At 63.7% G+C, this 20,863-nt stretch carries 18 protein-coding genes; 5 read left to right on the plus strand and 13 right to left on the minus strand.

Going from position 1 to position 20,863, the window contains the following annotated elements; genetic code table 11:
• Window positions 1–6: 6 nt before the first annotated feature.
• Window positions 7–2,352 (minus strand): TonB-dependent receptor, encoded by a 2,346-nt coding sequence (locus AC2A04_RS11040; RefSeq protein WP_484212394.1) that lies wholly within the window; start codon window positions 2,350–2,352, stop codon window positions 7–9.
• Window positions 2,353–2,673: 321 nt separating this feature from the next.
• On the opposite strand from AC2A04_RS11040, the gene AC2A04_RS11045 reads away from it, so the two are divergent.
• Both AC2A04_RS11045 and AC2A04_RS11050 read left to right on the plus strand, forming a co-directional pair.
• On the plus strand, window positions 2,674–3,132 hold the full coding sequence (locus AC2A04_RS11045) for a hypothetical protein (protein WP_484212395.1): 459 nt from the start codon (window positions 2,674–2,676) through the stop codon (window positions 3,130–3,132).
• Window positions 3,129–3,491 carry a c-type cytochrome gene (locus AC2A04_RS11050; protein WP_484212396.1) on the plus strand — a complete coding sequence of 121 codons (363 nt, stop codon included), beginning with the start codon at window positions 3,129–3,131 and terminating at the stop codon, window positions 3,489–3,491. Before AC2A04_RS11045 ends, AC2A04_RS11050 begins: the two co-directional genes overlap by 4 nt.
• A 40-nt stretch (window positions 3,492–3,531) precedes the next feature.
• Here AC2A04_RS11050 and AC2A04_RS11055 read toward each other — a convergent pair whose 3' ends face one another.
• The 9 genes from AC2A04_RS11055 to AC2A04_RS11095 all read right to left on the minus strand — a co-directional run bounded on the left by AC2A04_RS11055 (window position 3,532) and on the right by AC2A04_RS11095 (window position 13,470).
• On the minus strand, window positions 3,532–3,999 hold the full coding sequence (locus AC2A04_RS11055; RefSeq protein WP_484212397.1) for a c-type cytochrome: 468 nt from the start codon (window positions 3,997–3,999) through the stop codon (window positions 3,532–3,534).
• The gene (locus AC2A04_RS11060; protein WP_484212398.1) at window positions 3,996–5,756 is read right to left on the minus strand and encodes an outer membrane protein assembly factor BamB family protein; all 1,761 of its coding nucleotides are present in this window, start codon (window positions 5,754–5,756) and stop codon (window positions 3,996–3,998) included. Before AC2A04_RS11060 ends, AC2A04_RS11055 begins: the two co-directional genes overlap by 4 nt.
• A gap of 196 nt (window positions 5,757–5,952) precedes the next feature.
• Window positions 5,953–7,839 (minus strand): outer membrane protein assembly factor BamB family protein, encoded by a 1,887-nt coding sequence (locus AC2A04_RS11065; RefSeq protein WP_484212399.1) that lies wholly within the window; start codon window positions 7,837–7,839, stop codon window positions 5,953–5,955.
• A gap of 78 nt (window positions 7,840–7,917) precedes the next feature.
• Window positions 7,918–8,688: an SDR family NAD(P)-dependent oxidoreductase gene (locus AC2A04_RS11070; RefSeq protein WP_484212400.1), complete on the minus strand. Its 771-nt coding sequence runs from the start codon at window positions 8,686–8,688 to the stop codon at window positions 7,918–7,920.
• Between the two features lie 40 nt (window positions 8,689–8,728).
• Window positions 8,729–10,105: an MmgE/PrpD family protein gene (locus AC2A04_RS11075; protein ID WP_484212401.1), complete on the minus strand. Its 1,377-nt coding sequence runs from the start codon at window positions 10,103–10,105 to the stop codon at window positions 8,729–8,731.
• Window positions 10,102–11,013 carry an NAD(P)-dependent oxidoreductase gene (locus AC2A04_RS11080; RefSeq protein ID WP_484212402.1) on the minus strand — a complete coding sequence of 304 codons (912 nt, stop codon included), beginning with the start codon at window positions 11,011–11,013 and terminating at the stop codon, window positions 10,102–10,104. Before AC2A04_RS11080 ends, AC2A04_RS11075 begins: the two co-directional genes overlap by 4 nt.
• Entirely contained in the window at window positions 11,010–11,432 is a 423-nt protein-coding gene (locus tag AC2A04_RS11085; RefSeq protein ID WP_484212403.1) for a carboxymuconolactone decarboxylase family protein, read from the minus strand. The genes AC2A04_RS11080 and AC2A04_RS11085 overlap by 4 nt, the downstream gene beginning before the upstream one ends.
• A 29-nt stretch (window positions 11,433–11,461) precedes the next feature.
• A complete protein-coding gene (locus tag AC2A04_RS11090) occupies window positions 11,462–12,238 on the minus strand; it encodes an enoyl-CoA hydratase-related protein (RefSeq protein WP_484212404.1) in 777 nt (258 codons plus the stop codon).
• Window positions 12,235–13,470: a CaiB/BaiF CoA transferase family protein gene (locus AC2A04_RS11095; RefSeq protein ID WP_484212405.1), complete on the minus strand. Its 1,236-nt coding sequence runs from the start codon at window positions 13,468–13,470 to the stop codon at window positions 12,235–12,237. Before AC2A04_RS11095 ends, AC2A04_RS11090 begins: the two co-directional genes overlap by 4 nt.
• Before the next feature lie 582 nt (window positions 13,471–14,052).
• On the opposite strand from AC2A04_RS11095, the gene AC2A04_RS11100 reads away from it, so the two are divergent.
• Genes AC2A04_RS11100 through AC2A04_RS11110 form a run of 3 tightly spaced genes read left to right on the plus strand, consistent with a single transcriptional unit; the run spans window position 14,053 to window position 16,593 of the window.
• Window positions 14,053–14,913 (plus strand): fumarylacetoacetate hydrolase family protein, encoded by an 861-nt coding sequence (locus AC2A04_RS11100; RefSeq protein ID WP_484212406.1) that lies wholly within the window; start codon window positions 14,053–14,055, stop codon window positions 14,911–14,913.
• A 42-nt stretch (window positions 14,914–14,955) separates the two neighbouring features.
• A complete protein-coding gene (locus tag AC2A04_RS11105; protein WP_484212407.1) occupies window positions 14,956–15,756 on the plus strand; it encodes an SDR family oxidoreductase in 801 nt (266 codons plus the stop codon).
• Between the two features lie 15 nt (window positions 15,757–15,771).
• Complete coding sequence (locus AC2A04_RS11110) at window positions 15,772–16,593, plus strand: N-acyl homoserine lactonase family protein (protein ID WP_484212408.1); 822 nt, start codon at window positions 15,772–15,774, stop codon at window positions 16,591–16,593.
• A 65-nt stretch (window positions 16,594–16,658) separates the two neighbouring features.
• On the opposite strand, the gene AC2A04_RS11115 is transcribed toward AC2A04_RS11110, so the two are convergent.
• Genes AC2A04_RS11115 through AC2A04_RS11125 form a run of 3 tightly spaced genes read right to left on the minus strand, consistent with a single transcriptional unit; the run spans window position 16,659 to window position 20,696 of the window.
• Complete coding sequence (locus tag AC2A04_RS11115; RefSeq protein WP_484212409.1) at window positions 16,659–17,339, minus strand: response regulator transcription factor; 681 nt, start codon at window positions 17,337–17,339, stop codon at window positions 16,659–16,661.
• Window positions 17,336–18,769, minus strand: a complete 1,434-nt coding sequence (locus tag AC2A04_RS11120) for a sensor histidine kinase (RefSeq protein ID WP_484212410.1) — start codon at window positions 18,767–18,769, stop codon at window positions 17,336–17,338. The genes AC2A04_RS11115 and AC2A04_RS11120 overlap by 4 nt, the downstream gene beginning before the upstream one ends.
• Before the next feature lie 7 nt (window positions 18,770–18,776).
• The gene (locus AC2A04_RS11125; RefSeq protein WP_484212411.1) at window positions 18,777–20,696 is read right to left on the minus strand and encodes a potassium transporter Kup; all 1,920 of its coding nucleotides are present in this window, start codon (window positions 20,694–20,696) and stop codon (window positions 18,777–18,779) included.
• Window positions 20,697–20,863: the final 167 nt, after the last annotated feature.

The raw sequence follows: 20,863 nt of genomic DNA on the forward strand, positions 1-20,863 counted from the left end.
TGGTGCTCAGAAGGAGCGCTTGACGCTTACCATGACTTCGCGCGGACGTCCGACGAGGCCTTCTGCGGTTGCGCCCTGTGCTTCGGAGGCGTGGTCGTACTTGCTGGCGTAGTAGAACTTGTCGAACAGGTTCGTTGCTGCCAGCGAGAGTTCCCAGTCGTTGCCTTCGGGCTTGTAGGTCAGGCGTGCGTTGACCAGGGTCCGCCCGTCAGTGATGTTGTACTGCGGGGCATTTGCCGGAGCCCCCACCGAGAACTCGGAGCGGTAGTCAAGATCGAGGCGCGGCGTGAGCGTGCCGCCGAAGGCGGGGATCTCGTACTGCGCACCGATCGAGAACTTGTACTTCGAGATGAACGGTGCCTTGTCGGTCAGCAGCACACCGGAGTCCGGATCGGTCTCGGTGAACTTGAAGTCGACGATGCTGCCCGATGCGTTGATCGTGAAGCCGTCGACCGGGCTGAAGTCGATTTCGGCTTCGGCACCCTGGATGCGGGCCTTGCCGGCGTTGGCCGTCAGGGCGCACGGTGCGCCAGGACCCGAGATCTTGGGGCACTGGCCCAGCTGCAGCTGGATGTTGTCGAACTTCTGGTAGAAGCCCGTCAGGTTCATGCGCAGGCGACGGTCGAACAGGTCGGTCTTGATGCCGGCTTCGTAGGACTTGACCGATTCAGCGTCATAGGGAAGTTCCTGGCCGGGCAGGATCGGACGCGGGCTGACGCCACCGCCCTTGTACCCGGTTGCGAACTGCGCATAGACGAGGAATTCGGGCGAGAAGCGGTAGTCGGCCGCAACGCGATAGTCCCAGCGCTTGCCGTTGAACGTGGTCGACAGGCCGTTGATCGGCGCCAGCAGGGTGGACTGCGGCGAACCATCGGGATCGAGACGAACGAAGGTGTAGCGCTTGAAGTCGTCGGTATAGCGGATGCCACCGGTCAGGTTGAACTGCTCGGTCAGGTGCACGACAGCGTGCGCAAAACCGGACTTCGACCTGGACTTGATCGGATCGTTGGTCAGGAAGTCCAGCGTGAAGCCGGGCTTGCCGTCAGGACCGAACCCGCGGTTGATGTTGATGCGGCCCGGGAACAGGATGTCGTTGTCGAAGTAGAACCCGCCCACGGTCCAGTCGAGCATCTTGCCCGCCGTGCCCGAGAGCCGGACTTCCTGGGTGAACTGCTCGGACTTGACGATGATGTCCTGCAGCGAGACGCTGATCGGCGACAGGTCGTTGTCGTAACCGCCGAAGGAGTCGGTCTTGACGTAGGCCGTGATCGACTTGAACTTCAAGCTGTCGCTGATGTCGATATCGAGAGTGTTCGAATAGACCTTCTGCTTCAGGTTGTTGTAGTTGATGCCCTGGTAAGGGGCATTGCTGTACTGGTTGCCGACGTAAGTCGCGTAGTTCGACATTTCCTTCGGACCGGTGATGAAGTCGTTCCCGCCGTTCCACGAACCCGACTGGAACAGCAGCTTGAGCGGCGGCACTTCCTGGTTGTCGGTGATCGAGGTGAACGACATGGTGTTCTGCACGCCCTCGGCCGGACGGATCGTCAGCGTGCCCTTGAACGCGGTCAGGTCGCCACCGCCGGCACGGCCGATCTCGCAGTCATTCACCGCAGCAACGCCGGTGCCGAGCGGCAGCGTGCCGGGATGGACGCAGCCGTAGTCGAGGCGCTTGAAGAAGCCGTCGACGCGGCGGGCCATGCCGCTGACGCGCAAGAGAACCTTGTCTTCGACGATCGGAACATTGATCGCGCCGCGGATCTGCTTGCGGTCGTACGAACCGTAAGTCGCCTCGACGTAACCACCGAAGTCGTTGGTCGGCTGGTTGGTGAAGATCTTGATCGCGCCGCCTTCGGAGTTCTTGCCGGCCAGCGTGCCCTGCGGGCCGCGCAACACTTCGACGCGGTCGAGGTCGAGCAGGTCGAAGTTCGCGCCGGTCAGGATGCCGTAGTAGACGTCATCGATGTAGACGCCAACGCCCGGATCGAGCGGCGGGAACGGGTCGGCCTGGCCGACGCCGCGGATGAACACGGTCGGGAACGCACCACCGGTGCCGGTCCCGGCCTCGATGTTGACGCTCGGCGCCGAACGGGCAACGTCGTTGATCGAGAACTGGCTGCGCGCAGCCGCCAGTTCACCGGTCACCGCCGAGATCGCCAGCGGCGTGTCCTGCAAGTTCTGCGCACGGAACTGTGCCGTGACAACGATTTCTGCAATGCCACCGCTTGAATCGTCAGCCTGGTCCGCAGACGACCCCGCGCTGCCCGCAGACTGCGCAAACGCCGCAGACGAAAACGCCAGAACGCCAAGCGCTACCGACACCATCCCGGATGTGCGAATGATTTTACCCAAGGTACCCTCCCTTTATGTTGAGCTCTAGCCGCTCGCATGCGATCCCTGACTGGATCCGCCGAGCATCAATCTTGTTGTAATTCAAACTGAAAACTGCGGCCCTGACAGGCGCTTTCCGCGCCTTGAGGTTTTGTCATACAACCATTCCGCGCATGCCTCAACCGGATATTGTAATACAAACATTCAGATTGAGCGATTGGCCGCGACCTGTATTGCCCTTGCAACACTAACCAGGCCAAGCGGATGACCTAAGGGCTGACAAGCAAGGCTCCATGCCGCCAATACCCTCAGCTATCGTAGAACGGTTCAATCTGCAGTCGCATGCGCGCGCGCACCACGCCTCGCGACGGACACCTGTGGTTCGCCTCGGTCATCCCGAAATCTGGCGAGGCCATCTTCGAGGCGCAGAAAGTTTATGCGAAAGCCTCGCGCGAACTGGGCCTCCCGCCGGTGTTCAGCCCCTTCGCCTTCCCGTGGACTTGGATGTACCGCGCCTTCGTGATGATCTCGGGTCTGCCCGTTTCGCGCACCGACATCGAAGCCAACAAGCGCAACCGCCAGCTGTTTTCGGCCTTCATCAAGGCGGGCGCGGATGCAGGCTATGGCGAATACCGCTCGCCCCCAGCCTTCCAGGATCAGGTGTCGAACACCTACTCGTTCAACAACCATGTTCTGCGCCGCTTCACCGAAACCATGAAGGACGCGATCGATCCCAACGGCATTTTCGCGCCGGGGCGTGGCGGCATCTGGCCCCGGGACCTGAGGGAGCAACGCAAGTGAAACAGGTCCTTAGCTACCTTGTCGTCGCATCGGCGCTGATTTTCGGATCTCAGCTTCAGGCAAAGGCCCTGGATGCCGCGAAGATCCGCAAGGGCCAGCAGGTCTACGAATCCTGGTGCGCCACGTGCCATGCGCCCAGCACCGCGAACAGCAAATATCCCGGCACGGAGGCCCTGAGGTCCAAATACGACGGCAAGGTACCCGGCGCGCTGGCGCAGCGGACCGACCTCACCCCGGAAGTGGTGGAGTATTTCGTGCGCAATGGCGTTTCGGTCATGCCGCAGTTCCGCAAGACCGAAGTCAGCACTGCCGATCTCGACGCGATCTCAGCCTACCTCACGCGCAACAACAAGCGTTGAGGACAGAACGCGAGGTTTCGCTGCACGGCCGCGCGGCCGCCTATTTGGCGCAAGGGGTATCGGTGGGCTCTCCAATCGGCTTTGGCGCGGCGGGGTCGAGCGCGGCCTGCCCCGCCTTGAAGCCATTGGCGCTCAGGACATAGGCCGAGATATCCTGGTACTCCTGATCGCTCAGCGAATGGCTCTCTCCCGGGGGCATATTGTTGGCGATGAAGTCGGTCAGGTCCTTGGTCGATTTGCGTGACCAACCGAAAAGGAAATCCGGGCCACTGAGCGCGGGCGCGCCACCACCGCCGGTAAGCTCCGCGCCATGGCAGACGGCGCAATGCGCACCATAGACCTCGGCACCACGCGTGGCCTGTGCCTCGGTGAACAGCGACGCGACGGCGGCGACCGGCGCCTGCGCGCTGAGCGGCGCAAAGACCACCGCAAGTCCGCTGATGGAAAGGACCACGACGGCGCGAGCCGCCCGGCGCAGCCTGCTGCTGCCAAACGATTGAGTGCTCATCGGCCTTTCACCTCGAAAATATAGAGTGCATTGTAATTGCCTGGATGCAGGTCCTGGGTGATGCTGTTCAGTGCGCCGGCAGTGAGCGAACTGCCCGTACTCACAGCAACGAACTGCCGCCCCTTGACTGCATAAGTGATCGGAAAGCCTGTGACCGGCGCACCGAGGCTGACCGACCACAGCACCTTGCCCGTCTTTTGGTCAAAGGCGCGGAAATGTCCGTCGACGTCACCTCCGAACAGGAGGCCCCCACCGGTCGCCACCAGCGAGGACGCGCCCGCGCGCTGCGCATACTTCCACTTGCGCCCGCCATCTTCCGCCGAGAATGCCTGGACCGTGCCCATGTCGGTCACACCCGGTGCCACCTTGAGATCTACCCGCATGCCGTAGAGCGAGCGCAGATCGGGGCGGCTTACCGTGGGGGTCACGTCCATGCAGGTCTGCTGGAGCGGGAAGTACAGCATCTTCGTCAGCGGGCTGTACGCACCAGTCGGCCAATTCTTGCCACCGTGCGCGGAGGGGCACACGGTCCGCGTCTGGCCAACCGCAGAGAACAAGACCTCGGGATTGACGGTGACCTTGCCCGTTGCAGGATCGATGTTCGAGACGATGTTCTGCGTGACGGTGGGTGTCGCCCAGAGGAATTCGCCGGTCTTGCGGTCGAGCGTGTACATGATCCCGGTCTTGCCCGGAATGCCCTGCACCACGCTGCGGCGCTCGCCGGGCTTGAGCCGGGGATTGATCCAGACGACCTCTTTGGCATCGGGCGCAACCACTTCGTCCAGCAGGTAGCGCTCGAACGTGTGGTCCATGTCCCAGTGATCGACGAGGTGCTGATAGTACCACACGATCTTGCCAGTGTCGGCGTCGAGCGCCAGCGTCGAATTGTGGTAGAGATAGGTCTTGTCGTTCCCGGCAAGCGCGAATTTTGGCGCGGGCGAGGTGACGGATGTGCCGATGAACAACATGTTCAACTTGGGATCGTAGCTCGGCGGCTGCCAGGCTCCCACGTGCCAGCGAGCTTCCCACGGCACATCACCCCAGGTGTCGCCATTGGGCTCGCCGGGCTTGGCTATTGTGTGGGTGCGCCACAGTTCCTTGCCGGTGCGCGCATCGTGGGCGGTGATTACGCAGGCTTCGGGCCCGCCCTTGGGTTCGCATCCGCGACCGCTGATAACCTTGCCGTTGGCAATGATCGGCCCGGCGGTCTGCTGCGCGGGATGGACCCGGTAATCGGTGACCTGCGTCTGCCACACCGGCTTTCCGGTGCGCGCGTTGAGCGCATAGACGTAGCCGTCCGCGCTCGTATTGATGATCAGATCCTGCCAGATCGCGATGTTGCGCTTGATGTCGGGAAAAGGCACCGCGCCTTTGAAGTCGGCCGGACGCGGACGCTGGTTGCGCCAGATCGGTGTTCCGGTCGTGGCGTCGAACGCCTCGATCACGTCACCGGGCTCCACCATGAACAGGACCCCGTCACGGACCAGCGGCGTTCCTTCCTGCAGCCCGGGCGTCAGGCCTCGCACCCAGGTCAGGCCAAGGCGCGCGACATTGGCGCGGTTGATCTGCGACAGCGGGCTGTAGCCCCAGTCGTCCAACGTGCGCCGCCAGCTCAACCATTCGCCCGCGGCGGGTGCCTGGAGCTGGGCGTCGGTTACCGGCGTGACCTCGGCAATATTGGCGGCCGCATCGGCAACCGCAAAATTCGCGTCGGTTTCCTGGGCAAATGCCGCACCGGCAAAGGCGACTGCGGCCACGCCGAGTGCCAGTGGCGAAATGAATTGGGCGCAAGATGGCCGCATGGCGTTCCTTCCCGGTCCCGCTCTGTGTCGGGACAGCTTGCGAGATTGCCTCTCGTGGCATTGCTCGATCAGGAGCATCAGCGAATCCTTTTAAAGCAGATGGTTAGGACTGTCACGCACATTGTCTGACAAACTTGACTTGATCAGCCGTTCAACGCCGCGACTTATCCGGAAGTGCGAAAATCCACAGCGTAGTCGCCCCTTGCGGGTTTTCGATCTCCGGCGTGAGGATCGGCCAACTTGCATCGTACGCGTTGCCGCCGCCCGCCACAACGGCGACGTATTGCTGTCCGTTTGCCGCATAAGTGATCGGCGTCGAGCTCGGGACCGCGCTAAGCCGCGTCTCCCACAGCGTCTTGCCGGTCGCATTGTCGAGCGCGCGGAAGCGGCGATCACGCCCGCCTTCGAACACGAGCCCGCCCGCGGTCGCCAGGATCGAGCTTGATTGCGGCGCGCGCCGTCGGTTTGCCCAGGCAACTTTGCCGGTCTCGATGTTGATCGCCCGCACCTGACCGAACTTCCCGTCGCTGTCGGGCCGCGCCTTGAGCTCCCAGCGGATGTCCATCCCGCCCGCAGCCGTGCGTGCCGCATCGCGCGGTGCCCAGGTGAAGTCCATGCAGGATTCCACCAGCGGCACGTAGGCGATCTTGCTGACCGGATCGACCGCAGTAGCTGGCCAGCTGCGTGCACCCCCGGCGTGGGGGCAAATCAGCTTGGCCACATCTGCCTGCGGTGAAAGCGCTGGATCGATCTGCTTGATCCCGGTCTTGGAATCGATTTCCTTGACCAGCGTCTGCAGACCGACATCGCGCGAGAACAGGTACTCACCGGTTGTGCGATCCACCGCGTCGAAGATGCCGAGTTTCCCCGCAGTCAGGCTGATCCGACGGGGCTTCCCGCCAACATTCAGCGTAAGCAGCGAACGTTCGAACACCCAGTCGAAGTCCCAGACGTCGCGCTGGAAGTGCTGGTAGTGCCACTTGAGCTTGCCCGTATCCGGGTCCAGCGCCAGCGTGGTGTCGGTATAGAGCGCATCGGCCGAATGATCGCCGGCGCCGCGAGGCTGCAGCAACGTGGCGGTGTCATAGGTCTGCCCCGTGCCGATGTAATAGAGGTTCAGTTCGGGATCGTAGCTTCCGCTAGTCCAGACGGCGCCGCCATACCGTTCGTCCAGCGGCGCTCCGTTCCAGGTGTCGCCGCCAGGCTCGCCCGGACGCGCGATAGTGTGGAAGCGCCACGCCTCCTCGCCCGTGCGCGCGTCGAGCGCGCTGATGAAGCAGCCGCCCTTGTAGGTGAAGCAGTTGGTCAGGCCCTGGATCACCTTGCCGCGCACCACGGTCGGGCCGCCGGTAAGCCGCACGCCCGCAGCGTCGTCGGGAACGATCTTGCGGTCCCATGCGACCTTGCCGGTCTTGACCTCAAGCGCGACCATATGGCCATCGGCGGTGGGAACGTAGAGCCTGTCTTCGTAGATCGCGATGTTGCGCAGGCTATAGCCGACCCCGTTGGCCAGCGCCGAGGGCAATCGCCGGGTGTATTGCCACAGGAGATCGCCGGTCGCGCCGTCGAGCGCCTGCACGCGGTTACCGCTGTAGATGAACAACACGCCGTCGTGCGCCAGCGGCGTGATGGCGTTGGGCGATACCGGCAACGACCAGCTCCATGCTGGAACCATCTTCCCGGCATTGCCGCGGTTGATCTGGCGCAGCGGGCTGTAGCCGAGCCCTGCGTAGGAACGTCGCCAGGTCAGCCAGTCACCATCGGCCGGCTTGGCAAGCATGGCGTCGGTCACCGGCGAGACCCGCGCGAGCAGCGCCTGACGCGCTTCGGCCGCGCGGCGATAGGCGTTGTCGACGTTGACCGAGCCTGCCTGCTCCTGCCCGGCCGGCACCGGCGGCATCATCGCGGCATCGCTCTGGGCCGGTGGCGGTGGCGCGCTCGCGGACTGGCCGACGACCGGTCCCGATGCCAGAGCAAGAGCCAGCGCAGCAGCGCCTGCGGCTGCCCTGATCTCGCTTCTGCGTGCCTGCCTTGCCATGTATTCTCTCCCGAATTTTCTTTGTCTGGCGGTATCTGGGTCTGGCATCATCTGGCCGGTTTGCTCGTCAGTTCTGGCTCATGCAAAAGCCCGCCCGCCGCTGATCACCAGATTTTGCCCTGTGACGAAGCTCGCATCGTCGCTGCCCAGGAATGCGATGCCAGCCGCAATCTCCTCAGGCTGGCCATACCGGCCCAACGGGATCATCGCCGACATCCGCGCCCGCAATTCGGGCGAATGGCCTGCGCGGGTTGCAGGCGTATCGACCTGTCCGGGCGACACGGCGTTGACAGTCACATTGTAGGGCGCAAGTTCGACTGACAGCGCGCGGGTCAGTCCGATCACCCCGGCCTTCGCCGCCGTATAGTCCACGAACGTCGGGTTCGGGGCGAGCCAGGCAAGCGACGCGATGTTGACAATCCGCCCCGAGCGCCGCTCCCGCATCGAGGGAACCACCTGGCGCGAGCAGGTCATCGTCGCTTTCAGCGAGGCGTCGATGACCATGTCCCAGGTTTCGGGATCCGATTCCCAGAATTCGCTGCGCTTGGGGCCAGCGGTTCGACCAACCACGTTGACCAGCACGTCAATCCGGCCATGCCGCGCAAGGATGCCCGCAAACACATGCGCGACGGCATCGCGGTCGCAGCAGTCGAGAACCACACCCTCGCCTTCGGCTATCTCCGTGCCGACCAACTGCCCCACAGAAGGATCAATGTCGACGGCAACGACATAGGCGCCCTCGCCCGAAAGCCGGTTGACGGTCGCGCGGCCGATGCCGGACGCGGCTGCGGTGACCACCGCAACCTTGCCTTCGTAGCGCCGCATCCCTGCCCAGTGTGGTTTGTCCAAAGCCGACTTCCTTGATTGAGCGTTGCACCCGACCGCAAGGTCAGGCGGCAACCCTGCATGCGTGCAAAAGCGTCGTGATATTTGTCATGTCTTCCATCCCGGCGATCCTCGCGACCAGATCACCCGGCTCCAAGCCGCCGAACTTGCAGTTCTCGCGGAATTTCGTTTCGAGATCGCCGTCGCTCATCGGCTGGTCGAGGCTGCCGCTGGCAACCGCCTGCCGGATCTCGAATTGCTCCCCGTCGGTGAGTGTGACCTGAAGCGTTGCCGCGCCCACCGGCTGCGCATCGACGGCAACGCGGATCTTGCCGCGCAGCGCCGCAATCACCGGATCCGCAACGGCCACCTCGTCGAATTCCGCCAGCGAGCATCGCCCCCTGACCAGGGTGGCCGCGATGCAATGCTGCGCGCTCACCCGCGCATCGCCGGGCGTGCGTACAATGCGGTCACCGCGATCGGACAGGAGCTGGTGGCCCGACAGCACGATCTGTGCGATCGCATCGGGGCCGGTGATCCGCTGGCGCAGCAAAAGTGTCGCATCGATCGCGGAATGGAACACGACGCCCGTTGGGTACGGCTTGTAAGTATTGTCGAACAGCTCCCAGGTCCGCCCGAGGCCTTCGCCGGCCTCATCGATCCTGAGTTCGTCGCCCATCGACCGCGCCCAGCCGAACCGGCCCTCAATCGCGGCAGGCGCGGCCTCGCAGCCCTCCTGCGCAAGAAATGCCGAGATCAGCCCGTTGCGCGCCGCGTTGCCCACGCTCACGTTCTTCGGAAAGTAGGTCAAGTTCTCGATATTTCCGGCCGATTGGCTCGATGCAATGCCCAGTGCCATCCAGGTCTGGCGCGCATCGAGCCCGAGCAGGCAAGCTGTTGCCGCCGCCGCGCCAAACACGCCGGCGGTCGATGTGATGTGCCAGCCCCGGGCATAGTGTGTGGGCGAGACCGCCTTGCCGATCCGGCATTCCACCTCGACGCCGAGGATGAAGGCATGAAGAACCGCTGCGCCAGATGTGCCGATCATTTCTCCCACGGCAAGGGCCGCCGCCAGCACCGGCGCAGTCGGATGGATCACCGTGCTGGCGTGCGTGTCGTCGAAGTCGAAGAAGTTTGCGGTCATGGCGTTCATGAATGCGGCGGTCGGCGCGTCTGTCGTTTCCGGTCGGCCGACGATTGTCGACGTCCCCTGCGCGCTGAAACGCCCCATCACGCCGATCACGCGCCCGACCTCGTGGGCATTGCGCGCGGCCATCGAGCAGCCGAGATGGTTCAGCACGCAGCGCCGGGCTTCGTGCCGTAGAGGCTCCCCGAGTGACTCCCACGCCGTCATCGCCACGAAACGGCCCAGCCGCTCGCCGAGGAACAGCGTGGTATCAGCCCCGGTTTGCGGATCGAGAACGTCGCCGATTGCAGTCATGCCCCGTCGGGCTCGTCGTGCAGGGAAATGCCTGAAAGTTTCTCGGCAAGCCGCGCGAACTCGGTATGATCGCGCCCCTGGCCAAGCAGGCCGACGGTCGACCGCGCGAGTTCGAGGCAAAGCGCCGAGAATGGCGTCGCCGTGCCGCCCGCAGCGCCAACATCGAGTGCAATCGCCAGATCCTTGACCATCAGGTCGAGCCCGAAGCCGCTGTCGAACTTGCCTGAAAGCACGAACTGCTTGAACTTGTTCTTGGTGCTGTTGTTCATGCCGGTCGAGCTGTTGAGCGCATCGACCATCAGCGCGGGATCCAGTCCGAAGCTCTTGCCAATGATCAGTGCCTCGATGCCGACCAGGAAGCCGCCCGCCGAAACAAGATTGTTCAGCGCCTTCATCGCCTGCCCCGCGCCAACATCGCCGATCCGGTGAATGCTCGACCCCATCGCGCCAAGAACGGGCTGTGCCCGCTCCAGCGCTGCCGGGTCACCGCCGGCAAGAATCGCGAGCGTGCCAGAGCGGGCGCGTTCGACACCGCCCGAAACCGGCGCATCAATCATCGCCACGCCGCGCTCGGCAAGGCGTGTCGCAATCGTCCGGGTCACGCTGGGCAGGCCCGAACTCATCTCGATGATCAGCGCGCCGGGCGCAATGCTGCTGTCAGCAGCCGTCAGTGCCTGTTCGACGTGACCGCTGGTCGGCAGCATCGTGATGACCACGTCCATGCCTGCTGCGATGTTAGCCGCCGCCTGCCCCGCTTCGCCGCCGACTTCACGCGCAAAGGCCTCGGCCCGGCCGGGCACTGCATCGAATACGCGCACGTGATGGCCTTGGCCGACAAGGCACGCGGCCATCGGCCAGCCCATGTTGCCGATGCCGATGAACGCAATCCGCTTCGTCTCGCTGCTCATTCAGCAGCCACCGCTTCTGTGCCCGGAATCGGATCCTTGATCGGCGTCAACCCTTCGGCTTCCAGCACCGAATGGACCGACTTGAACGCATCGAGACCGGCAGGAATGCCGCAATAGGAGGTGGCGTGGAGCAGTATCTCGCGGATTTCGTCCACGGTCACCCCGTTGGCGAGCGCGCCGCGCGTGTGCAGCTTGAGTTCGTTACTGCGGTTGAGCGCGGTCAGCATCGCCAGGTTCAGCATGCTGCGCGTCTTGCGGTCCAGCCCGGGACGCGCCCAGGTGTAACCCCAGCACCAGCTCGTTACGCAGTGCTGGAACGCGCCCATGAAGTCGTCAGCCGCCTCGATGCTGGCGTCCACATAAGCAGCGCCGAGCACTTCCCGGCGAACGGCGAGACCCTTTTCAAACATTTCATCCATGTGTCGATCCCCTTGTATAAAAGTGTGAATCAGCGGTTCTGCCAGACGGGCTTGCGCTTCTCGGCGAAAGCACGCGGGCCTTCGAGATAGTCCTGGCTCGCCCGGTTGCGCTCCTGCGCAGGGTACGTCGTGTGCATGGCCTCTTCCAGCGTCGCGGCATTCAGGCCCTGCAAGGCCGACTGCTTGGCGGCGCGCACAGCAAGCGGCGAACATTCGAGGATCGCCTCGGCATAGCGCCGCGCGACCTGAAGCACCTCGCCCTTGGGCGCGACGGCGTTGACGAGACCGTAGCTTGCGGCTTCCGCCGCCGTGATCGGAGCACCGGTCAGCATCATCTCGAAGGCCTTCTTTTGCGGCATCATCCGGGGCAGGCGGTGCACACCTCCGGCGCCCGCCATCAGGCCGACTCGCGCTTCGGGCAGCGCGAACTTCGCATGGTCTGCCGCAACCACGATATCGACCGCGAGCAGGATCTCGAACCCGCCGCCGTAGGCTAGGCCGTTGGCCGCGCCGATAATCGGCTTGTCGAGATCGAACCGCGCGGTGAGCCCGGCGAAGCCGGACTTGGGATGCGGTCGCCGCTTGCCCGAGGCCTGCCCCTTGAGATCATTGCCGGCGCAGAACGCACGCTCGCCCGCCCCGGTGATGATCCCCACCCACAGATCGTCCGATGCGACGAATTCGTCCCACACTTCGGCAAGTTCCTCGTGCGCATCGTCGTTCAGCGCATTGAGCACTTCGGGCCGGTTGAGGGTCACCGTGCGGATCGGTCCGTCGTCTTCGACGATGCAGAACTTGCGAGTCATGGCTGCGCTCCGATCACGCTGTCACCCTGCAGTGCGGCAATCGCACCGGCGTCGAGGTCGAGCCAGCGCGCGAGCACGTCGGCATTGTGCTCGCCCAGGAGAGGCGCGCGGGTCACCGGCAGCGTCGATCCGCTGAACCGCACCGGCCATCCGCTCATGGTGTATTCGCCTGACTCTGGATGCTCGATCTTCTGGCGGATTCCGCGTTCGATGAAGGTCTGGTCGTCTGCCAGTTCCCGGGTATCCATCACGGCCCCGGCCGGAATCTTGGCCTCGCCCAGCAATTCCATGGCCGTGATCTTGTCCTGCTGCCGCGTCCATTCGGAAACGATCGCGTCGACCTCGGCGCGGCGTGCGGTGCGCCCGTTGTTGTCGAAGCGTTCGTCGCCGATCAGATCGTCGCGTCCCATGATGCGCAGCAGCCGCACCCAATGCTCCGGGTTGGCGAAGCTGGTATAGATATAGACGTAGTCGTTCGGGCCGCCGCCCTTGCACGGATAGGCCCCGTTCGGCGGACAGCCGCCGCCGACGATGCGCGATCCGGACCGTGGCGCGACCTTGCCCGACGACTCCATGTAAGTGAAGGCGTTGCGGATGTAGTGGAGGATGGCGTCCTGCATCGCCACTTCAAGCAACTCGCCTTGGCCAGTGCGCAGCTTGCGGATGTAGGCGCCAAGGATCGAAACCGTAAGGAGCATGCCGGTCCCGCTATCGCCGAGCGAGGCGCCCGGCTTGCACGGCGGACCATCCTCGTCCCCGGTGATGCTCATCAGACCGCCGCAGGCCTGGGCGATCATGTCGAAGGCAAGGTTGTGCTCGAACCGGCTGCCTTCGCCGAAACCCTTGATCCGGCAATAAATGAGGCCGGGATTGATCTTCATCAGCTCGTCCGGACCCAGCCCGAGGCGCTCGATCGTTTTCGGCGCGAAATTCTCGACGACGACGTCGGCATTTCGCACCAGATCCTTGACGAGTTCCAGACCGCGCGGGTCCTTCAGATTGACCGACAGCGACCGCTTGTTCGCGTTGTACTGAAGGAACTGGTAATGGTGATAAATGTCGTCATGCGCCCCACGCATGGGATCACCGCCCTTCGGGTTCTCGATCTTGACGACTTCCGCGCCCATCCATGCGAGCGCTTCGGTGCAGGAGGGTCCGGCCTCGAACTGACTGAGGTCCACAACCTTCATGCCTGCAAGGCAGGTATTGCCCTTCTCCAACATCGACTCCATCGAAATTCCTTCGTTCCCTTGTGGTTGGCGAGGGCCGGACATCCCGGCCTGCACTGCCCAACCCGTCGTTCATCGGCCCGGGCCCGACTTTGCGGACCTTGCCCCACCTGCCGGGATGCGCGACCATCCGCGGAACCTCATGCAGGCCATATCAACCTTGCGTCCAACACGTTGCCCGCCATCACGCATCACCGTTCGCAGACTAAATTGTCATACAGTTTTGCGGATCGAGAGTCTAACGCTGTTTGCAGCAATTGACATACAGTCTGGCAGATGGCAAGTCCAACACAGCTTGCGGTGAAATCGATGGAGCCCATGTTTTCGCCCGGTAGCGGGCAAGCCGGGGCTCCTGCGGCAGATCCGCAAGCAAGGGGTAATCCTGCGCGCAGGATCGGGGCACACCCAACGGTGGTTCCGGACTTGGCAATCGGGCTCATGACTTCCCGACCGTCGGACGAGGCGATGCTGGTCCGGTCTCAATGCGACTACACTCTTTGGATTCGATCGGGCATAGACAACGTAATCTCCACGATCGATCCACGACGTTCAATCCCGGATCTTCAACAGAATCAGGAACACAAGATGAAACTCCTTTCCTTCGTGCGTGATGGTCGTGAAACCTGGGGCGCGGTCGTCGGCGATGGCGTCGTGGACCTTGGCGCCGTCCTGCCCGAATTTCCCGATCTCACCGCCTATATCGCTGCAGGCCGCCACCTCACGGTCGCCAAGGACCTCGAAGGCCGAACGCCCGATCTCGCACTGGCAGACGTCACGTTCCTGCCCGTGATCCCGCGGCCCGAGAAGGTCATCTGCGTGGCGCGCAACTATCTCGGCCACCATCAGGAAGTGCTCGCAGCAGGCAAGAAGGTCGAACTTGCCGGCGTTCCGCCGATCTTTCTGCGCACATGGCGGTCGCAGGTTGCCCACAACCAGCCGATGATCAAACCGGCAAGCTCGAACGCCTTCGACTGGGAAGGCGAACTCGCCGTGATCATCGGCAAGGAGGGCCGCAACATTCCCGAGGACAAAGCCAGCGAATACGTCGCAGGCTATGCCTCCTATAACGAAGCGAGCGTCCGTGACTGGCAGTTCGCATCACCCCAGATCACCCCGGGCAAGAACTTCGACGCAACCGGCGGGTTCGGCCCCTGGATGGTCACGCCCGACGAAGTCTCGCCCGAGGCCGGCCTGAAAATCGAAACGCGCCTCAATGGTCAGGTCGTGCAGTCGAGCACAACCGATCGCATGATCTTCAACATCGCCCAGATCATCGCCTATGCATCGCAGATCATGACGCTCGTCCCGGGTGACGTCATCGCCACGGGCACGCCCGATGGCGTGGGTTGGACTCGTGAGCCCCAACTGTTCATGCTGGACGGCGACGTTTGCGAAGTGGAAATCGAAGGTGTCGGCCTGCTTCGCAACGTCATCGAAGAGCGCTGACCTGACAGCCGGCGGCAGGTGGTCAAGTGACCATGCAAGACCATGAGTGAGGTGACCTTGTCGCTGACTGGAAAGACTGCCTTGATCACCGGCTCCTCGGGAGGCCTCGGCTACAGCATTGCCGAAGTGCTTGCCTCCCGCGGAGCCGCGATTGCACTGCACGGGCTGGAAGATCCTGCCGCCGTCGCTCCGGCCGTGGAGGCGCTGAAATCAGCGCAAGGGGTCGAGGCCTGCTACATCAAGCGTGACCTTGCCGACGAGGCCGAAGTTGACGGCCTCTTTGCCGACGCCGAGCGTCACCTCGGCCGCGTCGACATCCTGATCAACAACGCCGTGATCCGCTATTTCTCGCCGATCGAGTCGCTGGACCTTGAACAATGGAACCGGGCGCTTGCAGTGAACCTCACAGCGCCGTTCAGGCTGGCCTCGCTCAGCATCCCGGCTATGCGCGAACGCGGTTGGGGGCGTATCTTCAACATATCGTCGATCTACGGCACCAAGGGCGCGGTCAACCGCGTCGACTACGTGGTGACCAAGACCGCGCTACTCGGACTGACCCGCAGCATCGCTCTTGAAACGGCGGGCGATGGCATCACCTGCAACGCGATGTGCCCTGGCGCGATGCGTACGCCCGACATCGACAAGCGCATCGGCGACCTGATGGCCGCCCGCTCGCTCGATGAGCGCGAGGCTGAAATCGCCTTCCTTGCAAACCGCGTGCCGATGAACGCTTTCGTCGATGCCTCGCACGTCGGCGAAATGGTGGCATTCCTGTGCAGCCCAGCCGGCAATACCGTAACGGGGACCACGATGGTCAACGATGGTGGCTGGCTGGCAAGCTGACGGAACGGGACGACGATGGCAGATACCACCCCCGAGTATGAACTCTACGCCATCCGGTACGCCACGCGTGCCGCGCACAGGAGCGAGCACTTCATCGGCGGCGATCCCCACGACGGTCCGATGGCGATGGACTACTTCGTCTGGGTCGCGGTCTGCGGCGATCGGACGGTCCTTATCGACACCGGTTTCGGCGCCGAGGTTGCCGCGCGAAGGGGCCGAACGCTGCTCCATGATCCGGTCGATGCGCTGGGCCTGATCGGGATCGACGCGGCGACAGTGAACGATGTCGTCATCACCCATCTTCATTACGACCACGCGGGCAATCTCGGCCGTTTTCCGCAGGCCCGGTTCCATGTCCAGGAACTTGAGATGCACCATGTCGCCGGGCGGCAGATGAAGCATCGCTACATCGCGCAAGCCTACGAGGTCGAGGACGTCGTCGCGATGATCCGCATGAACTTCGCCGGGCGCGTCGTCATGCATGCAGGCCCTGCCCTGCTTTGCGACGGGATCGAGCTTCATCCCGGCCCCGGTCATACACCGGGACTCCAGTTCGTGCGGGTGTTCACCAGGCGCGGCTGGGTCGTGCTCGCGTCCGATGCCAGTCACTTCTATGAAAACCTCGAAGCCGGACGGCCCTTCACGATCGCGAACGACATCGGTGCGATGGTCGAGACCTTCGACCGCATAGAGACGCTGGCACCATCGCCCGATCACATCATCCCCGGACACGATCCGCTCGTCATGGCGAGCTATCCGGCGGCCAGTCCTGCCCTGCAAGGGATCGCGGTCAGGCTCGATCGACAGCCGGTGATCGGGCGGACACGCAACACCTAAGCGATTGAGCGCCAACGCCACTCGACGCTTTTTGCGGTGGCTGCGAACCGAAAGCTGCGACAGGATCAAGCGTCGGCGTGGAGGCGGTAACCGATGCCCAGCTCGTTTCGGATCAGGCGGGGCATGGCGGGATCGTCCTCGATCTTGAGGCGCAGGGCGCGGATCGCGACGCGCAAGTATTCGACGTCATCGCGATGCGCCTTGCCCCAGACGCGCTCGAGCAGCGCTGCGTGGGTCAGCACGCGGCCAGCTGCTTCGACGAGAGCGCGCAGCAACGTAAACTCGCGCGGCGTCAAGTTCACAAGTCGGTTGGTCACCGTCGCCTCGTGACGATCGATATCCATGCGGATTGGCCCGAAAATGATGATCGCCTCTTCCATTGCAACTGAGGCGGATCGCAAGGCCGCCCGCAGGCGCGCGCGAAGTTCGTCGCCGTCGAACGGCTTGGTCACGAAATCAGCCGCGCCGAGATCGAGCGCTGCGACCTTTTCAGAGACTTCGCCTCGCGCGGAGACGACAACAACCGGCACGGGCGAAACCGCACGAAGCGCGCCAATCAGCTCCAGACCGTCCCGGTCGGGCAGACCGAGATCGAGCAGGACCGCGTCGATCTGCCCGCGCGCCATGCAGGCAAGCGCCTCGCGCCCCGTGGCCGCGGGCACCGCCACGTGCCCGTCGCGGGTAATGACGACTTCAAGCAGCCGCAGGATCGCGGCCTCGTCATCGACGCAGAGGATGCGACTCACGACCGATTGCCTTGCGCAATCGGCATGGAAAGTGTGAACCGGGCGCCTCCCGAGGGCGCATCGTCAACCGTGACCGTCATGCCCATGGCATCGGCCAGTCCCTTCACGATCGCAAGCCCAAGCCCGCTGCCGCTGGTCCGGTCGCCCCCCTCACCCCGGGCGAAGCGTTCGAAGATTCGCGTACGCTCGTGTTCGGGCACGCCCGGTCCGTCGTCCGCTACCTGCAGCAGAAGGTGGCACCCTTGCACTTGCCCTTCGATCGCCACGGTTGTCCGAGCATGGCGCAGCGCGTTGTCGAACAGGTTGGCCAACACGTGATGGAGCAGCAAGGGATCGGCCGCCGCAAAGGGCATGTCGGCAGGAATCGCGCGCAGAACGGTCAGTCCCGGCGGCACGCTTGCCCCATCGACGACAGCGGCGACTGCATCTACCGGGTCCACGCTTTCGAAAACCGGGGCAAGCGATCCGTCCTCGATCCGCACTGCATCGAGCAGGTTGGTGGTCATGCGTTCAAGGTTCTGCGCCGCGACAAGCGCTTCGGCTGCGGCCGGGTGATCGGAGGCAAGAACTTCGAGTTGGCCCGAAAGAATCGTCAAAGGCGTGCGCAGATCATGTGACAGCGCAGCCAGCAGGGTGCGACGCAGGCGATCGGTTTCGACCAGAATGTCGCGCGCTTGCCGTTCGCGTTCCAGCGCATCGCGATCCCGGCATTGGCCGAGTAACAAGGCCATCTGCGCAAGGTGGTCGATCTCGGATCGTGACCGGGTCGAACCATCGTCGGGCCGCGCCACAGCGGCAATCGCGCCATCGCGGCGGTTGCGCGCAGCCAGCGGCAGGAAGGTCCAGTCGGCGGCAGGCATGATCGGGGTGCCATGTCCGTTCACGTCGCCATTGTGCAGGGCCCATGCGGCGGCGGCGAGATCGATCGAGGACCATTGCGCATCCGGTGCGGGCTGCGACAGATCATCCAGCAAATGCACGACGCCATAGCGCGCCGCGATCAACGCCATGCCGCGAGACAGGGCTGACTGTGCCGGATGGCCGGAAAGCGCTGCCGAGAGTTCCGCCAGTTCGCCACTCAGCCGTGCGGCATCGAGCGCCTCGGTCTCGCGCGCCCTGAGCCGCGTTGCCAACCGGCTTGTCACCAGCGCGACGGCCACCAGCACGAGCGCGCTGACGAAATCTTCGGGCCCGTGAATCCGGAAGGTGTAGCGCGGCGGGAGAAGGAAGAAATTGTAGGCCCCGGTTCCGGCAGTTGCGGCAAGCAGGCCCGGCCCCGTTCCTCCGCGCGCACTGACGAACAGCACTGGCAGGAGGAAAAGGAGCGCGGCCGATGCCAGGCCGAGCACCGGCAGAAACGTCGCGGTCGCCCAGGCAACGGCAGCAACGCCCAGAAGCGCGGCGAAAAACGGACGGGCGGACGATTTCATGACTCCACTATAGCTCTATCTGGCTGCCAAGTTCGACCACGCGATTGGGCGGGATCGAAAACCATGCGGTCGGGTCTGCCGCGTTACGGTGGAGAAACATGTAGATCGCGATCATCCAGCGCGGCATCGAAGGCCTGCTCGCAAAACGAATGGCGCTGCGGCCTACGAAGAACGAGGTCCCGCCCGTGCGCGAGAGCAGGCCCTCGTGGCGCGCAAGGTCGCTCGGCACGTCGGCCGTGTCCATGTAGCCATAGCAGAGCCGCGCCTTGAGGAAGCGATCGTCCAGCCGTTCGATGGTGAGGCGGTCTTCGGGAGCCACCCAAGGTCGGGGCAAAGTCTGTATCTTGAGCAGGATGTTGGCTTTGTGCAGCGCCTTGTTGTGCTTGAGGTTGTGCAAGAGAGCAGAAGGCGCGAGGTCGAGATCCTGCGTCAGGAACACGGCTGTTCCTTCAGTCATCACCGGCGGCCTTGCGGCCAGGGCTGTGGCGATTTCCACCATGGGCGCGCCCTGTTCCTCGACGCGGGCATGCGCCGCGCGGCGCCCCTTGCGCCAGATGAAGATTACCAGCCCGACCGCGCCGGCCACGACCAGCGGCACCCAGCCCCCTTCAATCACGCGCAGGAAGTTCGCGCCGAAGAAGAACAGGTCCAAAGCGAGGAACGGGGCCACGAGCAACGCGGTCCAAAACGGATCCCATTTCCAGAACTTCCACGCGATTATGAAAGCAAGGCAGGTCGTCATGACCATCGTGCCGGTCACCGCTATGCCGTAGGCGGCAGCCATTGCGGTGCTCGACTTGAACGCCATAACGAGAACGAGCACGCCTGCCAGCAGCAGCCAGTTGATCGCAGGCATATAGATCTGGCCAACTTGGTGCGCCGACGTCTGGCGAATCGCCATGCGCGGCAGGAGACCGAGTGCGATGGCCTGATGCGTCAGCGAGAACGCGCCGGTGATCACGGCCTGGCTGGCGATGATCGTGGCCAGCGTCGCCAAGACGACGAGCGGTGCGCGCAAGGCATCGGGTGCCATCAGGAAGAACCAGTCGGCATTGGCCATGGGTTGCCCCGAGGCCTCCGCCACGGCGAAAGCTTTCAACGCTAGCGCGCCCTGCCCCAGATAATTGAGCGTCAGCGCCGGCCAAACGAACGCCAGCCATCCCAGCTGGATCGGCGTGCGACCGAAATGCCCCATGTCCGCGATCAGGGCCTCGGCTCCGGTCACAGTCAGGAACACCGCACCCAGAACGAACAGCCCGCCCACCCCGTGGCCAAGCAGGAAGGTGACGGCATTGCGCGGATCGAAGGCGGAAAGGACTTGCGGCACTTGCGTGATGTGCCAGACGCCAAGCAGCGCAAGCGCAACGAACCACGCCACGCAGACCGGGCCGAACATGCCGGCAACGCTTGCAGTTCCGCGCGATTGCACCGCAAACAGCACCGTCAGGATTGCGATGGTGATGCCAAGGATCACCGGTTCCGACATTCCGCCCATCCCTTCGATCGTCTTCAGACCCTCGACAGCCGAAAGCACCGAGAGGGCGGGCGTGATGATCGCATCGCCATAGAACATCGAGGCCCCCACAGCGCCGAGCAGCAGTACGACGAGCCAGCCGCTCGCAGTGGCGGTTCCCGAAGTCGCCCGGTTCGCAAGCGCCATCAGCGAAAGCACGCCGCCCTCGCCATTGTTGTCCATCCGGCTGAGGAACAGGACATACTTCAGCGTGACAACAAGGATCAGCGCCCATAGCGCGAGTGAAAGAACCCCGAGGATCTCGCCGCTGTCGATCCCGCCTGTCGCGGTCTGGGCGAGCGCCTCGCGGAAGGCATAGAGCGGGCTCGTCCCGATATCGCCGTAAACGACACCGATCGCGCCAAGCGTCAGCGCGGCGAGCGTGTTGCGACTGTCATTATGCTGTTCTTGCACTGCAGATGGACTCCGGTTGAAGGCCGTGGGTTGCGCCTGCAGCGCGTAAACTCTCCATCTGCAAAGCCGCCCGATGCGTAAAATTCCCGTGAAATTCGCCCTTGTCCGCCGTTTGGCACGCTTGAGGCGAAAAAGTGCACAAACCTTGCGCCGCTCATGCTAGGCGC

This window comes from Novosphingobium sp. HNCC26DJ243, from assembly GCF_057180545.1.